The following is a 16,232-nucleotide window of genomic DNA, read 5'->3' on the forward strand; positions in this document are numbered from 1 at the left end:
CTGACGCCCCGCTATCGGGGCGTCAGGCTTTTACGGAGCGGTGGCGGCTGATGCTCATCATGATGCCGAAAGCGATGCCCATGGTGAACAACGCCGTCCCGCCGTAACTCATGAACGGCAGGGGCACACCCACCACGGGCAAGATACCCGTGACCATTCCGACGTTCACGAACACATAGATAAACAGCATCATCGTCAGCGCGCCTGACAGCAGCCGCCCGAACTGCGAGGCCGCGCGGGACGCGATGGTCAGCCCGCGCGCCATCATCAGGCCGTACAGCACCAGGATGGCGATGCCGCCGTACAGGCCGAATTCCTCGGCGTAGACGGCGAAGATGAAGTCGGTGGTGCGCTCGGGAATGAAGTCCAGGTGGGTCTGCGTGCCCTTCATGTAGCCCTTGCCATACACGCCGCCCGAGCCCACCGCGATCATGGACTGAATGGTGTGAAAGCCCTTGCCCAAGGGGTCCGAGCTGGGATTGAGCAGCGTGCAGACGCGGTGCTTTTGATAATCGTGCAGCACCACCCAGCTTACGTCCGGCTCGCACAACTGGTCTTCGTAATACACCAGCGTGCCAATGGCGATGATGCCGGCCAGCATCACCGGCACCAGCAGCTTGAACGACAGCCCCGCGAAATAGATCACGAAGAAACCGGCGCCAAACACCAGCAGCGCCGTGCCCAGGTCGGGTTGCAGCACGATCAACGCGAAAGGCGCGGCCAGCATCGCGGCGGCGGCCAGAAAGTCGCGGATGCGCACGGCGCCTTCATGGCGCTGGAAATACCAGGCCAGCATCATCGGCACCGCAATCTTCATCATCTCGGACGGCTGGATGCGGGTCACGCCCAGGTTCAGCCAGCGGGTCGCGCCCTTGCTGGTTTCACCAAAGAACTCCACGCCCAGCAGCAGCACCACGCCCACGACGTAGAAGGGCAGCGCCAGCTTCATCAGCCACTTGGGGGGAATCAGCGCCATGATCCACATGGCGAAGAACGCAATGATGAAGTTGCGGGACTGTTCGGCGAACCGCCAGTCCGTGCCGCCCACGGCGGAATGCATGACGGTCAGGCCCAGCGCCGCGAACATCATCAGGATGGCCAGCAGCGGCCAGTCGAACGCCGTGAAGACGCGTAGCAGGATAAGGCCCAGGCGCTTCATTGTTGGCGCACCACGTCAGAGGTAATGGTTTCGACCGAGGCCAGGGGGTCGGCGCGTTCCGGGCGCACGATCTTGTCCTGGCGGTCCTTGGCCAGCCAATAATCGAACACCTTGCGCGCGACGGGCGCGGCCACGCTGGCGCCCCAGCCGGCGTTCTCGACGATCAGCGACAGGGCGATGCGCGGGTGTTCCAGTGGGGCGAAGCCCATGAACAGCGCGTGATCGCGCAGGCGTTCGTCGATGGCACTGGCGCGGTAATGGCCGCCACGCAGGCTGAACACCTGCGCGGTGCCCGTCTTGCCGGCCGCTTGGTATGGCGCATTGGCAAACGCGCGGCGCGCGGTGCCCGCCCGCACCACGTCCGCCATGGCATTCTTGATGACATCCACATTGGCCTGCTTGAGCGGAATGCGGTAGTCGGGCGTGGACTCGGTGGGTTTGGCCACACCGCTGCGCGGGTCGCGCACGGCGTGCACCAGGTGCGGGCGACGGAACAACCCGTTGTTGGCCAAGGTGGACGTACCCTGCGCCAGTTGCAGCAAGGTGAACGCGTTGTAGCCCTGGCCCACGGCAACCGAAATGGTTTCGCCCGCGTACCAGCGCTGGCGGTCCTTGTCTTTGTAGGCCGCGCGCTTCCAGTCGGTGGACGGCAGCACGCCGCGTTTTTCGCCTTCCAGGTCGATGCCGGTGATCTGGCCAAAGCCGAACTGCTTGGTGAAGTCGTGCAGCGCGTTCACGCCGATCTCGGGGCCCAGCGAATAGAAATACGTGTCGGACGACACCACGATGGCCTTGTGCATGTCGGTCATGCCGTAGGCCGCGCCCCCCGCGTTGCGGAATTTCTGTCCGCCGAATTCGTAGTAGCCAGGGTCCGAGATGCGGTCCGTGGCGCGGCGCTTGCCCAGTTCCAGTGCGGCCAGGGCCACGAAGGGCTTGTAGGTCGACCCGATGGGGTAGGTGCCGTAAAGCGGGCGGTTGATCAGCGGGTGGTCGGGCGATTCGTTCAGCATACGCCAGTTGTCGACGTCGATGCCGTCCACGAACAGGTTCGGGTCAAACGAGGGCTGCGACACAAAGGCCAGCACTTCGCCCGTGTCGGGGTCGATGGCCACCAGCGCGCCGCGCTGCCCTTCGAACGCTTCCTCGGCCACCTTTTGCAGGCCCAGGTCGATGGACAGCATGATGTCGGACCCGGGCACCGGGTCGATGCGCCGCAGTGTGCGCATGGGCCGCCCGCCCGCCGTCACTTCGACTTCTTCAAGCCCGGTGCGGCCATGCAGCTGCTCTTCCCAGGTTTTCTCGATGCCCTTCTTGCCGATGACATCGGTGCCGCGATAGTTGCCCAGTTGCCCGGCGCGTTCCAGCTCTTCGTTGTCGCCTTCGGCAATGCGGCCGATGTAGCCCACCACGTGCGCGGCCGACACGCCTTGCGGATATTCGCGCACCCAGCGCGCGCGCAGCTCGACGCCCGGAAACTGGAAGGCGTGCGCGGCGAACCACGCGGCTTCCGTTTCGTTCAGGTTGTTGCGCAATTGCAGGCTGGCGTAGCGGCTGGACTCGGCGGCGCGGCGCTTGAAGCGGCGCTGGTCGGTCGGGCTGATGTAGACCACTTCGGTCAGCCGTTCGAACAATTCGTTCATGTTGCCCGCGTGGGCCGGCACGACTTCCAGTGTGTAGGTGCGGTAGTTGCGCGCCAGCACTTCGCCGTTGCGGTCCAGGATCTCGCCGCGCCGCGGCGGAATCGGCACCACGGCGATACGGTTGCGATCGGCGCGTTCGGACAGACCTTCGTAGCGATCCACCTGCAAATACCAGAACCGGCCCACCAGCACGCCAAAGCACAGCAGCGCAAACACGCCGCCCACCCACGCGCGCAGGCGGAAGCGCTGCTTTTGCTGCTGGCCGGTTTTCTTGAATTCAAACATGACGCGACGCCGCCATCAGGCGGAGGAAGATTCGGCGTCGTCGGCACCGCGCTGCGGCAGGTGCAAAACCCAACCCGCCAACGGCCACAGGGCGGCCGTGATGGCCACGCTGATGCACCAATCCCAACCCGGCCACTTGCCCGCGACCCAGGCATGGATGATCTGCGTCAGGAAACGCGCCACGAAGAACACAGGCAGCATGTGCATCGCCTGGCTCCAGAGGTCGAACCGTTGCAGGCGGCGATGCAGCACCACGGCGCCATAGGCGACCAGGGTGTAGGACAACGCGTGTTCGCCCAGCATGCCGGCGTCGTGCACGTCCATCAGCAAGCCGAAGAAAAACGCCGTGAACAGGCCGACGCGGCGCGGCTCATGCACGCACCAGAAAGCGATGATCAGCAGCAGCACGTCCGGCGCGCCCTGCCACAGGCGCCAGGGCAGCAACGACACCAGCCACACCAGCAGCACCGTGCCCCACACAAACACACCGTGCGCGGGACCGGACAGCCGGTCGGGGTGCACGTTGCTGGGCGTACCCAGGCGGCGCCTGGGTTGCGAAGAATTAGTCCGATCCACCGGAATCGACCTCCTGACGGTTGGACTCGGCGCGCGCCACATCCACCTGCAAGACCAGGAAGTGGCGATAGCGTTCGGGATGGGCCAGCGGCTCACACACGGCTCGAGCGAAACCGGAGGCGGTGTCGCGTTCGACCGAGGTCACTTTGGCCACGGGTAGTCCGGCGGGGAACAGGCCGCCCACGCCGCTGGTGACGATAGTATCGCCTTCCTTGATGTCGGCATTGGCGGCAAGGTAACGAACTTCCATCTTGCCGGGAGAATTGCCGCCGAATGCAATCAGCCGCAAGCCGTTGCGCAGCAGTTGCACGGGGATCGACACCTGCTCGTCGGTGACCAACGCGGCCTCGGCCGTCATCGGCGTCACGCGCACGATCTGGCCGACCACGCCGCCTTCGTCGATCACCGGCATGCCCGGCGCCAGGCCGGCCTTGCTGCCCTTGTTGAACACCAGCCGCTGCGTGAAGGCATTGGTGGGTTCGTACATGACTTCGACCACCACGGCCGATTGCGCCACGGTATCGGTCACGCCAAGCAGGCGGCGCAGCTGGGCGTTTTCGGCCGCCAGCTGGGCGGCGTGCGACGCCACCTGGGCCAGCTCGATGCGCTGGCGCTGCAAGGCTTCGTTTTCACTGCGGATAAGATTGGCCGCGTTGACCCATTCGTTGACCTGTTGCACCAGGTCACGCGGCGCCATGACGGCGCGCTGGAAGGGGTAAAGCGCCACGGCGATCGTACGGCGCGCCGGTTCAAGCATGCGCCATTGCGAATCGATGATGATCAGGGCCAACGCCAGGACGACCAGAACGACCAGCCGCACCTCCGCGGGTGGGCCGCGCCTGAATAAAGGGGGGGTCCCTTGTCGTTGCATGAATCTCAGCCCGGGCGCCCGCGTCCGAAGCCCCCGCAGCGGCCGGAGCCGAAAAAAAGCGGGGCTCCGGGCTGGCGGGCGGTATTAATCGTTGATGAAGATGGCGCCCAGTTTCTCAAGGTGTTCCAGCGCTTCGCCGCAACCGCGCACGACGCAGGTCAGGGGATCATCGGCCACCACGACGGGCAAGCCGGTTTCTTCCTGGAGCAGGCGATCCAGGTCGCGCAACAGCGCGCCGCCACCGGTCAGGGCGATGCCCTTGTCGGTGATGTCGGCGCCCAGTTCCGGCGGGGTCTGCTCAAGCGCGATTTTCACCGCGGACACGATCTGGTTCAGCGGGTCGGTCAGCGATTCCAGGATCTCGTTGGACGAGACCGTGAAGCTGCGCGGCACACCTTCGGCCAGATTGCGGCCCTTGACTTCGATTTCGCGGACTTCGGAACCCGGGAATGCCGAGCCGATTTCCTTCTTGATCAGTTCAGCGGTGGGTTCGCCGATCAGCATGCCGTAGTTGCGGCGGATGTAGTTGACGATGGCTTCGTCGAACTTGTCGCCGCCCACGCGCACCGAACCCTTGTAGACCATGCCGCCCAGCGAGATGACTGCCACCTCGGTGGTGCCGCCGCCGATGTCGACGACCATGGAGCCGCTGGCGTCGGACACGGCCAGGCCGGCGCCGATAGCCGCGGCCATGGGTTCTTCGATCAGGAAGACGTGCGAGGCGCCCGCGCCCAACGCCGATTCACGGATGGCGCGACGTTCGACTTGGGTGGAACCGCAAGGCACGCAGACGATGATCCGCGGGCTGGGAGCCAGCATGTTGCGGGGGTGCACCATGCGAATAAACTGTTTGAGCATCTGTTCGGTGACCGTGAAGTCGGCGATAACGCCGTCCTTCATGGGCCGGATGGCCTCAATATTGCCGGGAACTCGGCCGAGCATCTGCTTGGCTTCGTGGCCGACGGCCTGGATGATCTTTTTGCCGTGAGGCCCGCCTTCATGACGGATTGCGACCACGGAGGGCTCATCGAGCACGATGCCCTTGCCGCGGACGTAAATCAGCGTATTGGCGGTACCGAGGTCAATCGCCATATCGCTGGAAAAATAACTGCGCAGGAATCCGAACATGGGAGCTCAGCTAAATTCTGGGGGGAATTGGGTTCATGCCATGGGGCGTTTGGCCCGAAAAAGGTCGGGTCCGCCTGTCATCACGGCGATTAAACCGTGAATCATAACTTATAATTTCACCGGAAATAGCGCATAAATGCAGGCTATTCAAGCTTTGTAACGGGATCGGCGCATACATACTGCCCGGTCCCGCCCTTCGGCCTTCGCTTATCGATTTTGCAATCCCTATGGCGCTCAATGACACAGATGTGGCCCGCATTGCCCGGCTGGCCAGAATCGAACTGACTCCCGACCAGCGCACCCTTGCGCAGGCCGAACTCAACGGCATTCTCCACTTGATCGAACGGCTTCAGTCCGTCGACACCCAAGGCGTCGAACCGCTGGCCCACCCCCTGTCCGCCCATGAGGACATCGTGCTGCGCCTGCGTGAAGACGCCGTGACCGAGGCCAGCTCGGAAACACGCCGCGAGGCGCTGCTGGCCAACGCCCCCGACGCCCAGGAAGGCTTGTTCCTGGTCCCCAAAGTCCTCGATTAAGCCATGACAAAACCCGCCTTGCATACCCAATTCGAGGGGATCGCCGCCTTGCGCGCGGCCCTCGCCCAACGCCAGGTCAGCGCCGTCGAACTGGCGCAAAGTGCCTTGGCGGCCGCCGATGCAGCCAGCGGCCTGAATTGCTTTTTACATATTGACGCTGAATTGACGCTGGCCCAGGCGCGCGCCGCCGACGCCGCATTGGCCGCGGGTTCGGCCGGCCCCTTGGCCGGCGTGCCCATCGCCCACAAAGACGCGTTCGTGACCCGTGGCTGGCGCACCACCGCCGGCAGCAAGATGCTGGACGGCTACATCAGCCCGTTTGACGCCACCGTGGTCGAACGCCTGGGTACGGCGGGCGCCGTGTCCATCGGCAAGCTCAACTGCGACGAATTCGCCATGGGTTCCGGCAACGAGAACTCGGCCTACGGCGTGGTGAAAAATCCCTGGGACCACGCGGCCGTGCCGGGCGGTTCGTCCGGCGGTTCGGCCGCCGCGGTCGCCGCCCGACTGGTGGCGGCCACCACCGGCACCGACACCGGCGGTTCGGTGCGCCAGCCCGCCGCGCTGTGCGGCGTCAGCGGCATCAAGCCCACGTATGGCACCGTGTCGCGCTATGGCATGGTGGCGTTCGGCTCCAGCCTGGATCAGGCCGGCCCGCTGGCGCAAAGCAGCCGCGACCTGCTTGAGCTGCTGGACGTCATCAGCGGCTTCGATCCGCGCGATGCCACCAGCCTGGAAAAATGCGATGGCGCCGTCAATGAACCCGGCCGCGTGCGCCGCGACTTCGACGCCGCGCAAGCCGCGTTCGACGGCGCCGGCAGCCAGCCCCTGAAGGGCTTGCGCATTGGCGTGCCCGAAGAGTATTTCGGTGCGGGCCTTGCGGCCGACGTGGCCGCCGCGGTGGAAGCCGCGCTGGCGCAGTTCGAAGCGCTGGGCGCCGTGCGCGTGCCCGTGTCGCTGCCGCGCACGGAACTGGCCATCCCCGCCTACTACGTCATCGCCCCGGCGGAAGCGTCCAGCAACCTGGCGCGCTACGACGGCGTGCGTTACGGCCACCGCACCGAGCAGTACGGCGACCTGAACGAGATGATCAGCCGCTCGCGCGCCGAAGGCTTCGGCGACGAGGTCAAGCGCCGCATCCTGATCGGCACGTATGTGCTGTCCCACGGTTACTACGACGCCTACTACCTGCAAGCGCAACGCCTGCGCCGCCTGATCGCGCAGGATTTCCAGCGCGCCTACGCCGGCCAGTGCGACGTCATCATGGGCCCGGTCACGCCGTCGGTCGCCAAGAACATCGGCGACAACCGCGATGACCCCACCGCCGACTGGCTGGCCGACGTCTACACGCTGGGCGTGAGCCTGGCCGGCTTGCCCGCCATGTCGATCCCGTGCGGCTTTGGCGGCGACAACGGCAAGCGGCCCGTCGGCTTGCAGATCATCGGCAATTACTTCGACGAAGGCAGGCTGCTGGCCATCGCCGACCGCTACCAACAAGTGACGGACTGGCACAAGCGGTCCCCGCTGTGATGATGCCCACACGCCCCCAACGTTCGCGCTCCCCCCAGGGGACCGCCGGCGTTTCGGGCGGCCCGGCGCCGCTGGCATCGCAGCCGCGGCTCTACTGATTGGAACTACAGATAATGAACTGGGAAATCGTCATCGGCCTGGAAACGCACACCCAGCTTTCCACCGACTCCAAGATTTTTTCGGGCAGCAGCACGCAATTCGGCGCGGCGCCCAACACGCATGCCAACGAGGTCGACCTGGCATTGCCGGGCAGCCTGCCGGTCATGAACCGGGGCGCGGCTGAACGCGCCATCCGCTTCGGCCTGGCGGTGGGCGCGACCATCGCGCCGCGCTCGGTCTTTGCGCGCAAGAACTACTTCTACCCCGACTTGCCCAAGGGCTATCAGATCAGCCAGTACGAACTGCCCGTCGTGGTGGGTGGCTCGCTGTCGTTCTTCGTCGGCGAAGAAGAAAAAACTATCAACCTGACGCGTGCCCACCTGGAAGAAGACGCCGGCAAATCGCTGCACGACGACTTCACGCTGGCCAATGGGTCGCCCGCCAGCGGCATCGACCTGAACCGTGCCGGCACCCCGCTGCTGGAAATCGTGACCGAGCCCGAAATGCGCTCGGCGGCCGAGGCCGTGGCCTACGCCCGCGCGCTGCACAGCCTGGTTGTGTGGCTGGGCATTTGCGACGGCAACATGCAGGAAGGCTCGTTCCGCTGCGACGCCAACGTGTCCGTGCGCCCGGTCGGCCAAAAGGAATTCGGCACCCGCACCGAGATCAAGAACGTCAACTCGTTCCGCTTCCTGGAACGCGCCATCGTCTACGAAGCGCGCCGCCAGATCGAACTGATCGAGGACGGTGGCACGGTGGTGCAGGAAACGCGCCTGTACGACGCCGACCGCGACGAAACGCGCAGCATGCGCAGCAAAGAAGATGCGCACGACTACCGCTACTTCCCCGACCCCGACCTGCCCACGCTGGTGATCTCCAGCGCCTGGGTCGACGAGGTGCGCGCCGCCATGCCCGAACTGCCGGCCGCGCAACGTGCCCGCTTCGAATCGGAATACGGCCTGCCCGCCTACGATGCCGCCCAACTGACCGTCAGCCGCGATCTGGCCGCCTACTTCCAGGCAGTGGCCAACGCGCTGCCGGCCGGCCAGGCCAAGCTGGCCGCGAACTGGGTCATGGGTGAGGTGTCCGCCGCCTTGAACAAGGACGAAAAGACCATCGCCGAATCGCCGGTGCAAGCGCCCGCGCTGGCAGCGTTGATCAGCCGCATCATCGACGGCACGATCTCCAACAAGATCGCCCGCGAAGTCTTCGGCGCCATGTGGGCCGGCGAGAACGGCGGCGACGCGGATGCCATCATCGACGCGCGCGGCCTGAAGCAGATCAGCGACACGGGCGCCATCGGCGCCATGATCGACGAGGTGCTGGCCGCCAACCCGGCCATCGTGGAAGAGTACCGGGCAGGCAAGCAAAAGGCGTTTAACTCGCTGGTGGGCCAGATCATGAAGGCCGCGCGCGGCAAGGCAAACCCGCAACAAGTGAACGACCTGCTCAAGGAAAAGCTGGGCGGCTGATTTGATAGCCCATACGGGGATCAGTCCTACCAAAGGCCGCGGCGCATTGCCGCGGCCGGCCATCCATCCCAGCAGCGTTACGTCACCCCGTACTTCGTGCGATACGCCTGCACGGCATCGCGGTTTTCCGCGAAGGCGGCATCGTCTTGCAGCAAGGCCATGATGTCCGACAGCGATGCAATCGCCACCACCGGAATGCCGTAGGTCTTGGCCACGTCCTGCACGGCGGAATGCGGGGACAGCGCGTCGTCGGGGCCCGCGCGTTCCATGCGGTCCATGGCAATCAGCACGGCGGCCGGCTCGGCGCCCGCGTTGCGGATGATCTCCACCGATTCGCGCACCGAAGTGCCGGCCGTGATCACGTCGTCAATGATGACGACCTTGCCCTGAAGCGGCGCGCCGACCAGCGTGCCGCCTTCGCCGTGGTCCTTGGCTTCCTTGCGGTTGTAGGCGAACGGTACGTCGTTACGCCCGTCCATCGCCGGGTGGCCCGCCAGCGCCACCGCCGTTGCGGTGGCCAACGGAATGCCCTTGTACGCGGGGCCGAACAGCATGTCGAACTGCACGCCGGAATCCAGCAGCGCCTGCGCATAGAATTGCGCCAGCTTGCCCACCGCGCGGCCACTGTTGAACAGGCCGGCGTTGAAGAAATAGGGGCTGATCCGGCCCGACTTGACCTTGAAGCTGCCAAAGCGCAGCACGCCTTCGTCGAGCGCGAAGCGAACAAATTCCAAGGAAGTGGGGCGAGACGGGGAGGAGGAAGCGGCGGCGGGCATGCGAGTGAGTCCGGTGGATGGCAAACCCCGGCATTTTATCCGTTGTCGGGGCTATTCCCTGCCCCTGCCGCCCAGTCGGTTAAATTCCTGGCATTGTTCCGGCCCGTGGCGGCCGCTCGCTCTACAGGAGTTTTGCTTTGCTTCGCATCACGTCGATCAATCTCAACGGCATCCGGTCCGCCTTTCGCAAGGGCCTGCAACCGTGGATGGAAAAGCACGCCGCTGACGTGCTTTGCCTTCAGGAAATCAAGATCGCCGACGCGGACCTGACTGAAGATCTGCGTCACCCGCCCGGCTACACCGGCCACTTCCACCATGCCGTCAAGAAAGGCTACAGCGGCGTGGGCATCTACCTGCGCGATGCCGCCGAACGCGTAAACATCGGCCTGGGCTGCGAAGAATTCGACCCCGAAGGCCGCATCATCCGCGCCGACTGGAAGAACCTGTCCGTCATCAGCGCCTACCTGCCCTCGGGCTCCAGTGGCGACGAACGCCAGCAGGCCAAATACCGGTTCCTGGATCGCTTCGGCCCCTGGATCGACGCCCTGATGCACGAACACAAGACCACGGGCCGCGAATTCGTCATCTGTGGCGACTGGAACATCGCGCACAAGGAAATCGACCTGAAGAACTGGAAGGGCAATATGAAGAACTCGGGCTTCTTGCCCGAAGAGCGCGCCTGGCTGACCGACGTGTTCGACAAGCGCGGTTTCGTGGACGTGTTCCGCACCATCGACGACCGGCCCGACCAGTACACCTGGTGGAGCAACCGCGGCCAGGCCTGGGCCAAGAACGTCGGGTGGCGCATCGACTATCAGATCGCCACCCCGGGCATTGCCGCCCGCGCGCGCAACGTGGCGATCTACAAGGACGAGCGTTTCTCGGACCACGCACCGCTGACGATCGATTACGACGCCACGCTGTAATACGTTGGGGCGGGCCGCGCCAAGCCTGCCCGCCCTGCCGGCTTGACCCTACCCGTGGTTTTCGGCGTACCTTACGACAAAATTAATTGGGGACGTATAGCTGCACGGTACGGTGTTCGGGATCCCACCGCCGCGCCCCAAACCCCTTTGTTTGCAGGGCTTGGCGATGTTTCTGCCCTGGCCGACACCGCGATATAAAATGGGGACACATATAAATTCCCTACGAAATCAACGCTTGGGCGATCCTTAACGCGTATTCCACCGCGAAAACGCGATATCGCCTAACCATGCGTCCCTGTTTATACGCAGAAAAAAGCGCTTTCTTTTCAACGCTCTACCGCCACCCCGACCCTTTGCGCAGGGCAACAAATTTCCCATACACTTGCGCACCATGACGGTGCAGTCGATGCACCAGAACAAGCAAACCGCGCCCCACCATGGCGCAAGACGCACCCATTCGTAGCACCCCCGAGGAGATCAAGTTGAAAGTGCAGAGTCTGGACGACTTCCTGCGTGGCGTCGCCGCGCGCGATCCGCAGCAGCCCGAGTTCATGCAAGCCGTCCAGGAGGTGATGCTGAGCCTGTGGCCTTTCATCGAAAAGCACCCTCACTACGCCGAGCACGCCCTGCTTGAGCGCCTGGTCGAGCCGGAACGCGTGATCCAGTTCCGCGTGTGCTGGACCGATGACCGTGGCCAGGCCCAGGTCAACCGCGCTTTTCGCATCCAGCACAGCTCGGCCATCGGCCCCTTCAAGGGCGGTATGCGCTTTCACCCGTCGGTGAACCTGTCCATCCTGAAGTTCCTGGCGTTTGAGCAAACGCTGAAGAATTCGCTGACCACCCTGCCCATGGGCGGCGGCAAGGGCGGGTCCGACTTCGACCCCAAGGGCAAGTCCGACGCCGAAGTCATGCGTTTCTGCCAGGCGCTGATGATTGAGCTGTATCGCCACCTGGGTCCTGACACCGACGTGCCGGCCGGCGATATCGGCGTGGGCGCACGCGAAGTCGGCTTCATGGCCGGCATGATGAAAAAGCTGTCGAACTCGACCGCCAGCGTCTTCACCGGCAAGGGCCTGACCTTTGGCGGCAGCCTGATCCGCCCGGAAGCCACCGGCTACGGCACCGTGTACTTCGCCGAGGAAATGCTCAAGCGCGTCGGCAAGTCGTTTGACGGCCTGCGCGTGTCGGTCTCGGGCTCGGGCAACGTGGCGCAATACGCCATCGAAAAAGCCATGTCGCTGGGCGCCAAGGTCGTGACCGTGTCGGATTCGAACGGCACCGTGGTCGATGACGCCGGTTTCACGCACGAAAAGCTGGTCGCGCTGATGCACATCAAGAACGACCTGCGCGGCCGCCTGGACACCTATGCCCAGCAATTCGGGCTGAAATACGAAGCCGGCACGCGCCCGTGGCACGTCCCGGTCGACGTGGCGCTGCCGTGCGCCACCCAGAACGAATTGGAACTGGCCGATGCGCAAACGCTGATCAAGAATGGCGTGCTGTGCGTGGCGGAAGGCGCCAACATGCCGGCCACGCTGGATGCCGCCAAGGCCTTCATCGCCGCGCGCGTGCTGTACGCGCCGGGCAAGGCCACCAATGCGGGCGGCGTCGCGGTGTCGGGCCTGGAAATGGCGCAGAACTCCGCGCGCCTGGCATGGACGCGCGAAGAAGTGGATGCGCGCTTGCACGCCATCATGCGCGACATCCACGAGAACTGCGTGCGCCACGGCCATAGCGAACGCGAATACGTCAACTACCTGGACGGCGCCAACATCGCCGGCTTCGTCAAGGTTGCCGACGCCATGCGCCAGCAAGGCCTGTACTGACCTGGGCGCGGGGCCGGCGTCGTGCTTAGTGCTTCATCGCACCGTGATCGTGGCTCATGCCGGGGTTATGCGACGCCGGCTTGACCTTGAATTGCACGGCGACTTCCCCGGCCTTTTCAAACTTCAGCGTGGCGGGCACGGTGGCGCCGTCCTTGAAGGGCGCGCGCAGCTTGATGAACATGACGTGATAACCGCCCGGGCTGAGTTTGACCTCGGCATCGGCGGGCAGCGCGATACCGCCTTCCACCTGACGCATCTTGGACACGCCGTTCTCGGTCTGCACGGTATGCAGCTCGACCCGTTCGGCGGCGTCGGACGTCACCGACAGCAGGCGGTCCTCGGACTTGGCATCGTTGTCGATGTCCATGTAGCCCGCCCCATTCGACTGGCCCGGCGCCGAGGCGCGCACCCAAAGGTCGTCGACCTCGATCTGGCCAACCTTGTAGTCCTTGGCCCACGCCGAGCCGGCCGTGCACAGGCCAATGGCGGCAATGAGTGCGAACTTGCGGATGTTCATAGGGGTGTCCTCCTGGTGGGTTAACGCCGCCGGACCAAGCTGCGGGCGGCTGACAGAACCGAATCGGTCAAGGCTTGCATCGCCTCGGAGTTTACCCGCCAATGTTGCCAATACAGCGGCACATCCTCCCAGGCGCGGCTGCGAAGCATCATCAGATGACCGGCATCAAGGTGTTCCTGCACAAGCGGCAGTGGATTCATCGTCCACCCCAGTCCGCCCAGCGTGGCCTGCACGAACGCGCGGGTGGACGGCACCCACCACACCGGCGGCTGCCACGGCGCCGGGTCCGATATCTTGTGCGCAAAGCGCGCCTGCAACGCGTCCTTGCGGTTAAAGACCAGCACCGGCGCCTGCGCCAGCGTCTGCGCGTTGACGCCCTGGGCGAAATAGCGCTTGTGGAAGTCCGGCGTGCAGGTCGCCACATACCGCATGCTGCCCAGCGAATGGATGCGGCAACCTTGCACGGGATCGGCCAGCGTCGTCACGGCGCCCAGCACCGAACCGTTGCGCAATAACGCGGCGGTGTGGTCCTGGTCTTCAGAGAGCATGTCCAGCGTGGCCCGCGTGCGTTGCGAGAACTGCAAGGCAGCGTCGACAAACCAGGTTTCCAGGCTGTCGTGGTTGACGGCGATGGGGATGCTGGCGTGCGGCACGTCGTCGTCCGACACGCCCAGCCGGTTCAGCGCATCGTGTTCCAGCAGCGCCGTCTGCTCGGCCAGCTGCACCAGCACCTGGCCGTCGGCGGTAGCGGCGGCCGGCACGGTGCGCTGGACCAGCAGGCGGCCCATGCGGTCTTCCAGTGCCTTGATGCGCTGCGAGACTGCCGAGGGCGTCACGCTAAGCGACAGCGCGGCCCGCTCAAAGCTGCCTTCGCGCACCACCGCGGCCAGCGCCCGCAGGTTGCCATGGTCGATTTTCATGGATTAGCTTTCCTTAATTTAGTGAAGGAAAATTAGCTGTATTTCATCGGTATGACAAGGGAAAATACGTGATTGCCAAACTGCGCAATGCGTTCGGCATTCTTCAGTTAGCACCCTTAATAAAGCGCCGCCACAGGCGTAGCAGTCACAGGTATTTGCATCATGTTCGCCACGTTGTCATCCCCCCTCTTTCTTACTGCCTGGGCCAGCGGAACGGCCACCGGGCTGGGTCTGTTCGCCGTTGTGGGCGCGCAAAGCGCGTTCATCCTGCGACAGGGGCTGATGCGCGCGCACCTGCTCAGCGTGGTCGCCATTTGCGCGTTGATCGACGCGGTGTTCATCTTTGCCAGCGTCTCCGGGCTACAAGCGCTGACCGCCTGGTTCCCCTGGCTGACCACCGCCGTGCTCTGGTTCGGCGTGGCCTTCCTGTCTTGGTACGCGGTGCAGTCCGCACGCCGCGCATGGACCGCCACGGGTGGCCTTGCCGCCGCGCGCGACGTGGTGCCCTCGCGCCGCGCCGCGATGCTGGGCGCGCTGGGGTTTTCGCTGCTGAACCCGCATTTCTGGCTGGACATGGTGGTGGTGGGTTCGCTGGCGCATGGCTTTGACGACGCGCGCATGGCGTTCGCGGCGGGCGCCTTCACGGCCAGCCTGCTGTGGCTGGCCGTGCTGGGCATCGGCTCGCGCGTGTTCGCGCGCTTCTTCGCCAACGCATCGGCCTGGCGCGTGCTGGATGGCGTCATCGCCGTGGTCATGGCGGGTCTGGCGGGAAGCCTGGCGATCAAGGGCATCTGAACGGAGCGGGGTCGCGGAGGCGACGACTCCGCTTCGCTTCAGGGACCGCGACCGCGCTTCACTTCAAGGGCGGCGATCGCGCTTCACTTTTATAATGCGCCGTTGCCACTCTTTCGTCGGGCGCACGGCCGGCCCGCCAGACGATCATGCGCGGACCTTCCCCTTCCAAAGATGTGCGGCTGCCCCCCTTGGCCGCCATCCAGGCGTTTGAAGCCGCAGCGCGGCTGGGCTCTTTTGAACGCGCCAGCGAAGAACTTTTTGTCACCGCCAGCGCCATCGGCAAGCGCATCGCTGCCCTGGAAGCCATGCTGGACGTGTCGCTGTTCATCCGCAGCAGCCGGGGCGCCACCCTCAGCGCAGCCGGGCGCGACTACCTCAGCCAGGTCCGCACCGCTTTGGACCTGCTGTCCGACGCGTCGCTGCATCAGCGCGGCGAACCCAAGCCCGAACCGCTGCGCGTCGTGTCCACCCCCACGTTTGCCCGCCAGGTACTGATTCCCTATCTGCCCGGCTTTACCGCCGCACATCCCGATGTGGAATTGGAAATCCTGCTGTCCATCCCGTACCTGGACATCATGCCGCCCAACGCGGACGCCTGGGTGCGGTTCGGCAGCGGCAAGTACCCCGGGCTGCACGCGCGCCAACTCACCGACGACCCGGTCTTCGCCGTGTGCTCCCCCGCCTACCTGGCCTCGCGCGGGCCGTTCAACCGCCCTGAAGACCTGGCTCGTGCCGAGCTGTTGCGCTGCCCGATGGAGCCCTGGCGGCCGTGGCTGGATGCGGCCGGCCTGGACTGGCCCGAGCCGTCGCGGGGCGTCTGGCTGGTGGACCTGGGCATGATGCTGGCCGCTGCTCGCGCGGGCCAGGGAGTGGCGCTGACGCGCCGCAGCCTGGCGGCCGAATGGCTGGACGAAGGCAAACTCGTGCGCGTCACCCACATCGATATCCCCGGCGAATCGCAGTACTACCTTTGCACCGAGGTCTCGCGTGCACCGCGCAGCGTGGTCCAAGCGTTTTCCCTATGGCTGCAAGAGGTCTGCAAACTGGCAGCCCAGGAACCACGCGGCGTGCAGCCCGGACAGGAATAAATTTCCAGCCCCAAGCGGAATGAATTTCCGCACGCCTTCATTCCCCGCTGGCTAGGATGCCGCCAGCACCGCTGTCTGCCTGCCACCC

General features: G+C 64.9%; 15 protein-coding genes. 7 read left to right on the plus strand and 8 right to left on the minus strand.

Features of this window, described 5'->3' with window-relative positions; all coding sequences use genetic code 11:
* Positions 1-22: 22 nt before the first annotated feature.
* From rodA to AC6LJY_RS05555, 5 genes are all read right to left on the minus strand, one after another.
* On the minus strand, positions 23-1,159 hold the full coding sequence (gene rodA / locus AC6LJY_RS05535; RefSeq protein WP_046803062.1) for a rod shape-determining protein RodA: 1,137 nt from the start codon (positions 1,157-1,159) through the stop codon (positions 23-25).
* The gene (gene mrdA, locus AC6LJY_RS05540; RefSeq protein ID WP_046803061.1) at positions 1,156-3,084 is read right to left on the minus strand and encodes a penicillin-binding protein 2; all 1,929 of its coding nucleotides are present in this window, start codon (positions 3,082-3,084) and stop codon (positions 1,156-1,158) included. Before mrdA ends, rodA begins: the two co-directional genes overlap by 4 nt.
* A gap of 15 nt (positions 3,085-3,099) precedes the next feature.
* A complete protein-coding gene (gene mreD / locus AC6LJY_RS05545; RefSeq protein ID WP_006216318.1) occupies positions 3,100-3,660 on the minus strand; it encodes a rod shape-determining protein MreD in 561 nt (186 codons plus the stop codon).
* Positions 3,647-4,531 (minus strand): rod shape-determining protein MreC, encoded by an 885-nt coding sequence (mreC, locus tag AC6LJY_RS05550; protein ID WP_039882480.1) that lies wholly within the window; start codon positions 4,529-4,531, stop codon positions 3,647-3,649. Before mreC ends, mreD begins: the two co-directional genes overlap by 14 nt.
* Positions 4,532-4,615: 84 nt before the next feature.
* Positions 4,616-5,659: a rod shape-determining protein gene (locus AC6LJY_RS05555; protein ID WP_006216320.1), complete on the minus strand. Its 1,044-nt coding sequence runs from the start codon at positions 5,657-5,659 to the stop codon at positions 4,616-4,618.
* A 227-nt stretch (positions 5,660-5,886) separates the two neighbouring features.
* On the opposite strand from AC6LJY_RS05555, the gene gatC reads away from it, so the two are divergent.
* The 3 genes from gatC (at position 5,887) to gatB (ending at position 9,296) form a co-directional block, all read left to right on the plus strand.
* Entirely contained in the window at positions 5,887-6,195 is a 309-nt protein-coding gene (gatC, locus tag AC6LJY_RS05560; protein ID WP_046803060.1) for an Asp-tRNA(Asn)/Glu-tRNA(Gln) amidotransferase subunit GatC, read from the plus strand.
* Between the two features lie 3 nt (positions 6,196-6,198).
* Positions 6,199-7,725, plus strand: coding sequence for an Asp-tRNA(Asn)/Glu-tRNA(Gln) amidotransferase subunit GatA (gatA, locus tag AC6LJY_RS05565; protein ID WP_498135445.1), 1,527 nt, complete (start codon positions 6,199-6,201; stop codon positions 7,723-7,725).
* A 113-nt stretch (positions 7,726-7,838) separates the two neighbouring features.
* The gene (gene gatB / locus AC6LJY_RS05570; RefSeq protein WP_046803058.1) at positions 7,839-9,296 is read left to right on the plus strand and encodes an Asp-tRNA(Asn)/Glu-tRNA(Gln) amidotransferase subunit GatB; all 1,458 of its coding nucleotides are present in this window, start codon (positions 7,839-7,841) and stop codon (positions 9,294-9,296) included.
* A gap of 77 nt (positions 9,297-9,373) precedes the next feature.
* On the opposite strand, the gene pyrE is transcribed toward gatB, so the two are convergent.
* Positions 9,374-10,072 (minus strand): orotate phosphoribosyltransferase, encoded by a 699-nt coding sequence (gene pyrE, locus AC6LJY_RS05575; protein WP_498135446.1) that lies wholly within the window; start codon positions 10,070-10,072, stop codon positions 9,374-9,376.
* Positions 10,073-10,209: 137 nt separating this feature from the next.
* On the opposite strand from pyrE, the gene AC6LJY_RS05580 reads away from it, so the two are divergent.
* Both AC6LJY_RS05580 and gdhA read left to right on the plus strand, forming a co-directional pair.
* Complete coding sequence (locus AC6LJY_RS05580) at positions 10,210-10,998, plus strand: exodeoxyribonuclease III (protein ID WP_104142617.1); 789 nt, start codon at positions 10,210-10,212, stop codon at positions 10,996-10,998.
* A 482-nt stretch (positions 10,999-11,480) separates the two neighbouring features.
* Positions 11,481-12,824, plus strand: coding sequence for an NADP-specific glutamate dehydrogenase (gene gdhA, locus AC6LJY_RS05585; protein ID WP_498135447.1), 1,344 nt, complete (start codon positions 11,481-11,483; stop codon positions 12,822-12,824).
* 25 nt (positions 12,825-12,849) lie between these two features.
* Here the strand turns inward: gdhA and AC6LJY_RS05590 are convergent, their stop codons facing one another.
* Positions 12,850-13,341 carry a copper chaperone PCu(A)C gene (locus AC6LJY_RS05590; protein ID WP_104142615.1) on the minus strand — a complete coding sequence of 164 codons (492 nt, stop codon included), beginning with the start codon at positions 13,339-13,341 and terminating at the stop codon, positions 12,850-12,852.
* Between the two features lie 20 nt (positions 13,342-13,361).
* Positions 13,362-14,261, minus strand: a complete 900-nt coding sequence (locus tag AC6LJY_RS05595; protein ID WP_104142614.1) for a LysR family transcriptional regulator ArgP — start codon at positions 14,259-14,261, stop codon at positions 13,362-13,364.
* Positions 14,262-14,423: 162 nt separating this feature from the next.
* Here AC6LJY_RS05595 and AC6LJY_RS05600 point away from each other — a divergent pair, with 162 nt between their 5' ends.
* Both AC6LJY_RS05600 and AC6LJY_RS05605 read left to right on the plus strand, forming a co-directional pair.
* Positions 14,424-15,056: a LysE/ArgO family amino acid transporter gene (locus tag AC6LJY_RS05600; protein WP_498135448.1), complete on the plus strand. Its 633-nt coding sequence runs from the start codon at positions 14,424-14,426 to the stop codon at positions 15,054-15,056.
* Positions 15,057-15,202: 146 nt separating this feature from the next.
* Positions 15,203-16,144: a LysR substrate-binding domain-containing protein gene (locus AC6LJY_RS05605; protein WP_498135449.1), complete on the plus strand. Its 942-nt coding sequence runs from the start codon at positions 15,203-15,205 to the stop codon at positions 16,142-16,144.
* Positions 16,145-16,232 lie beyond the last annotated feature (88 nt).

This window comes from Achromobacter sp. RT286_PF (assembly GCF_059760425.1).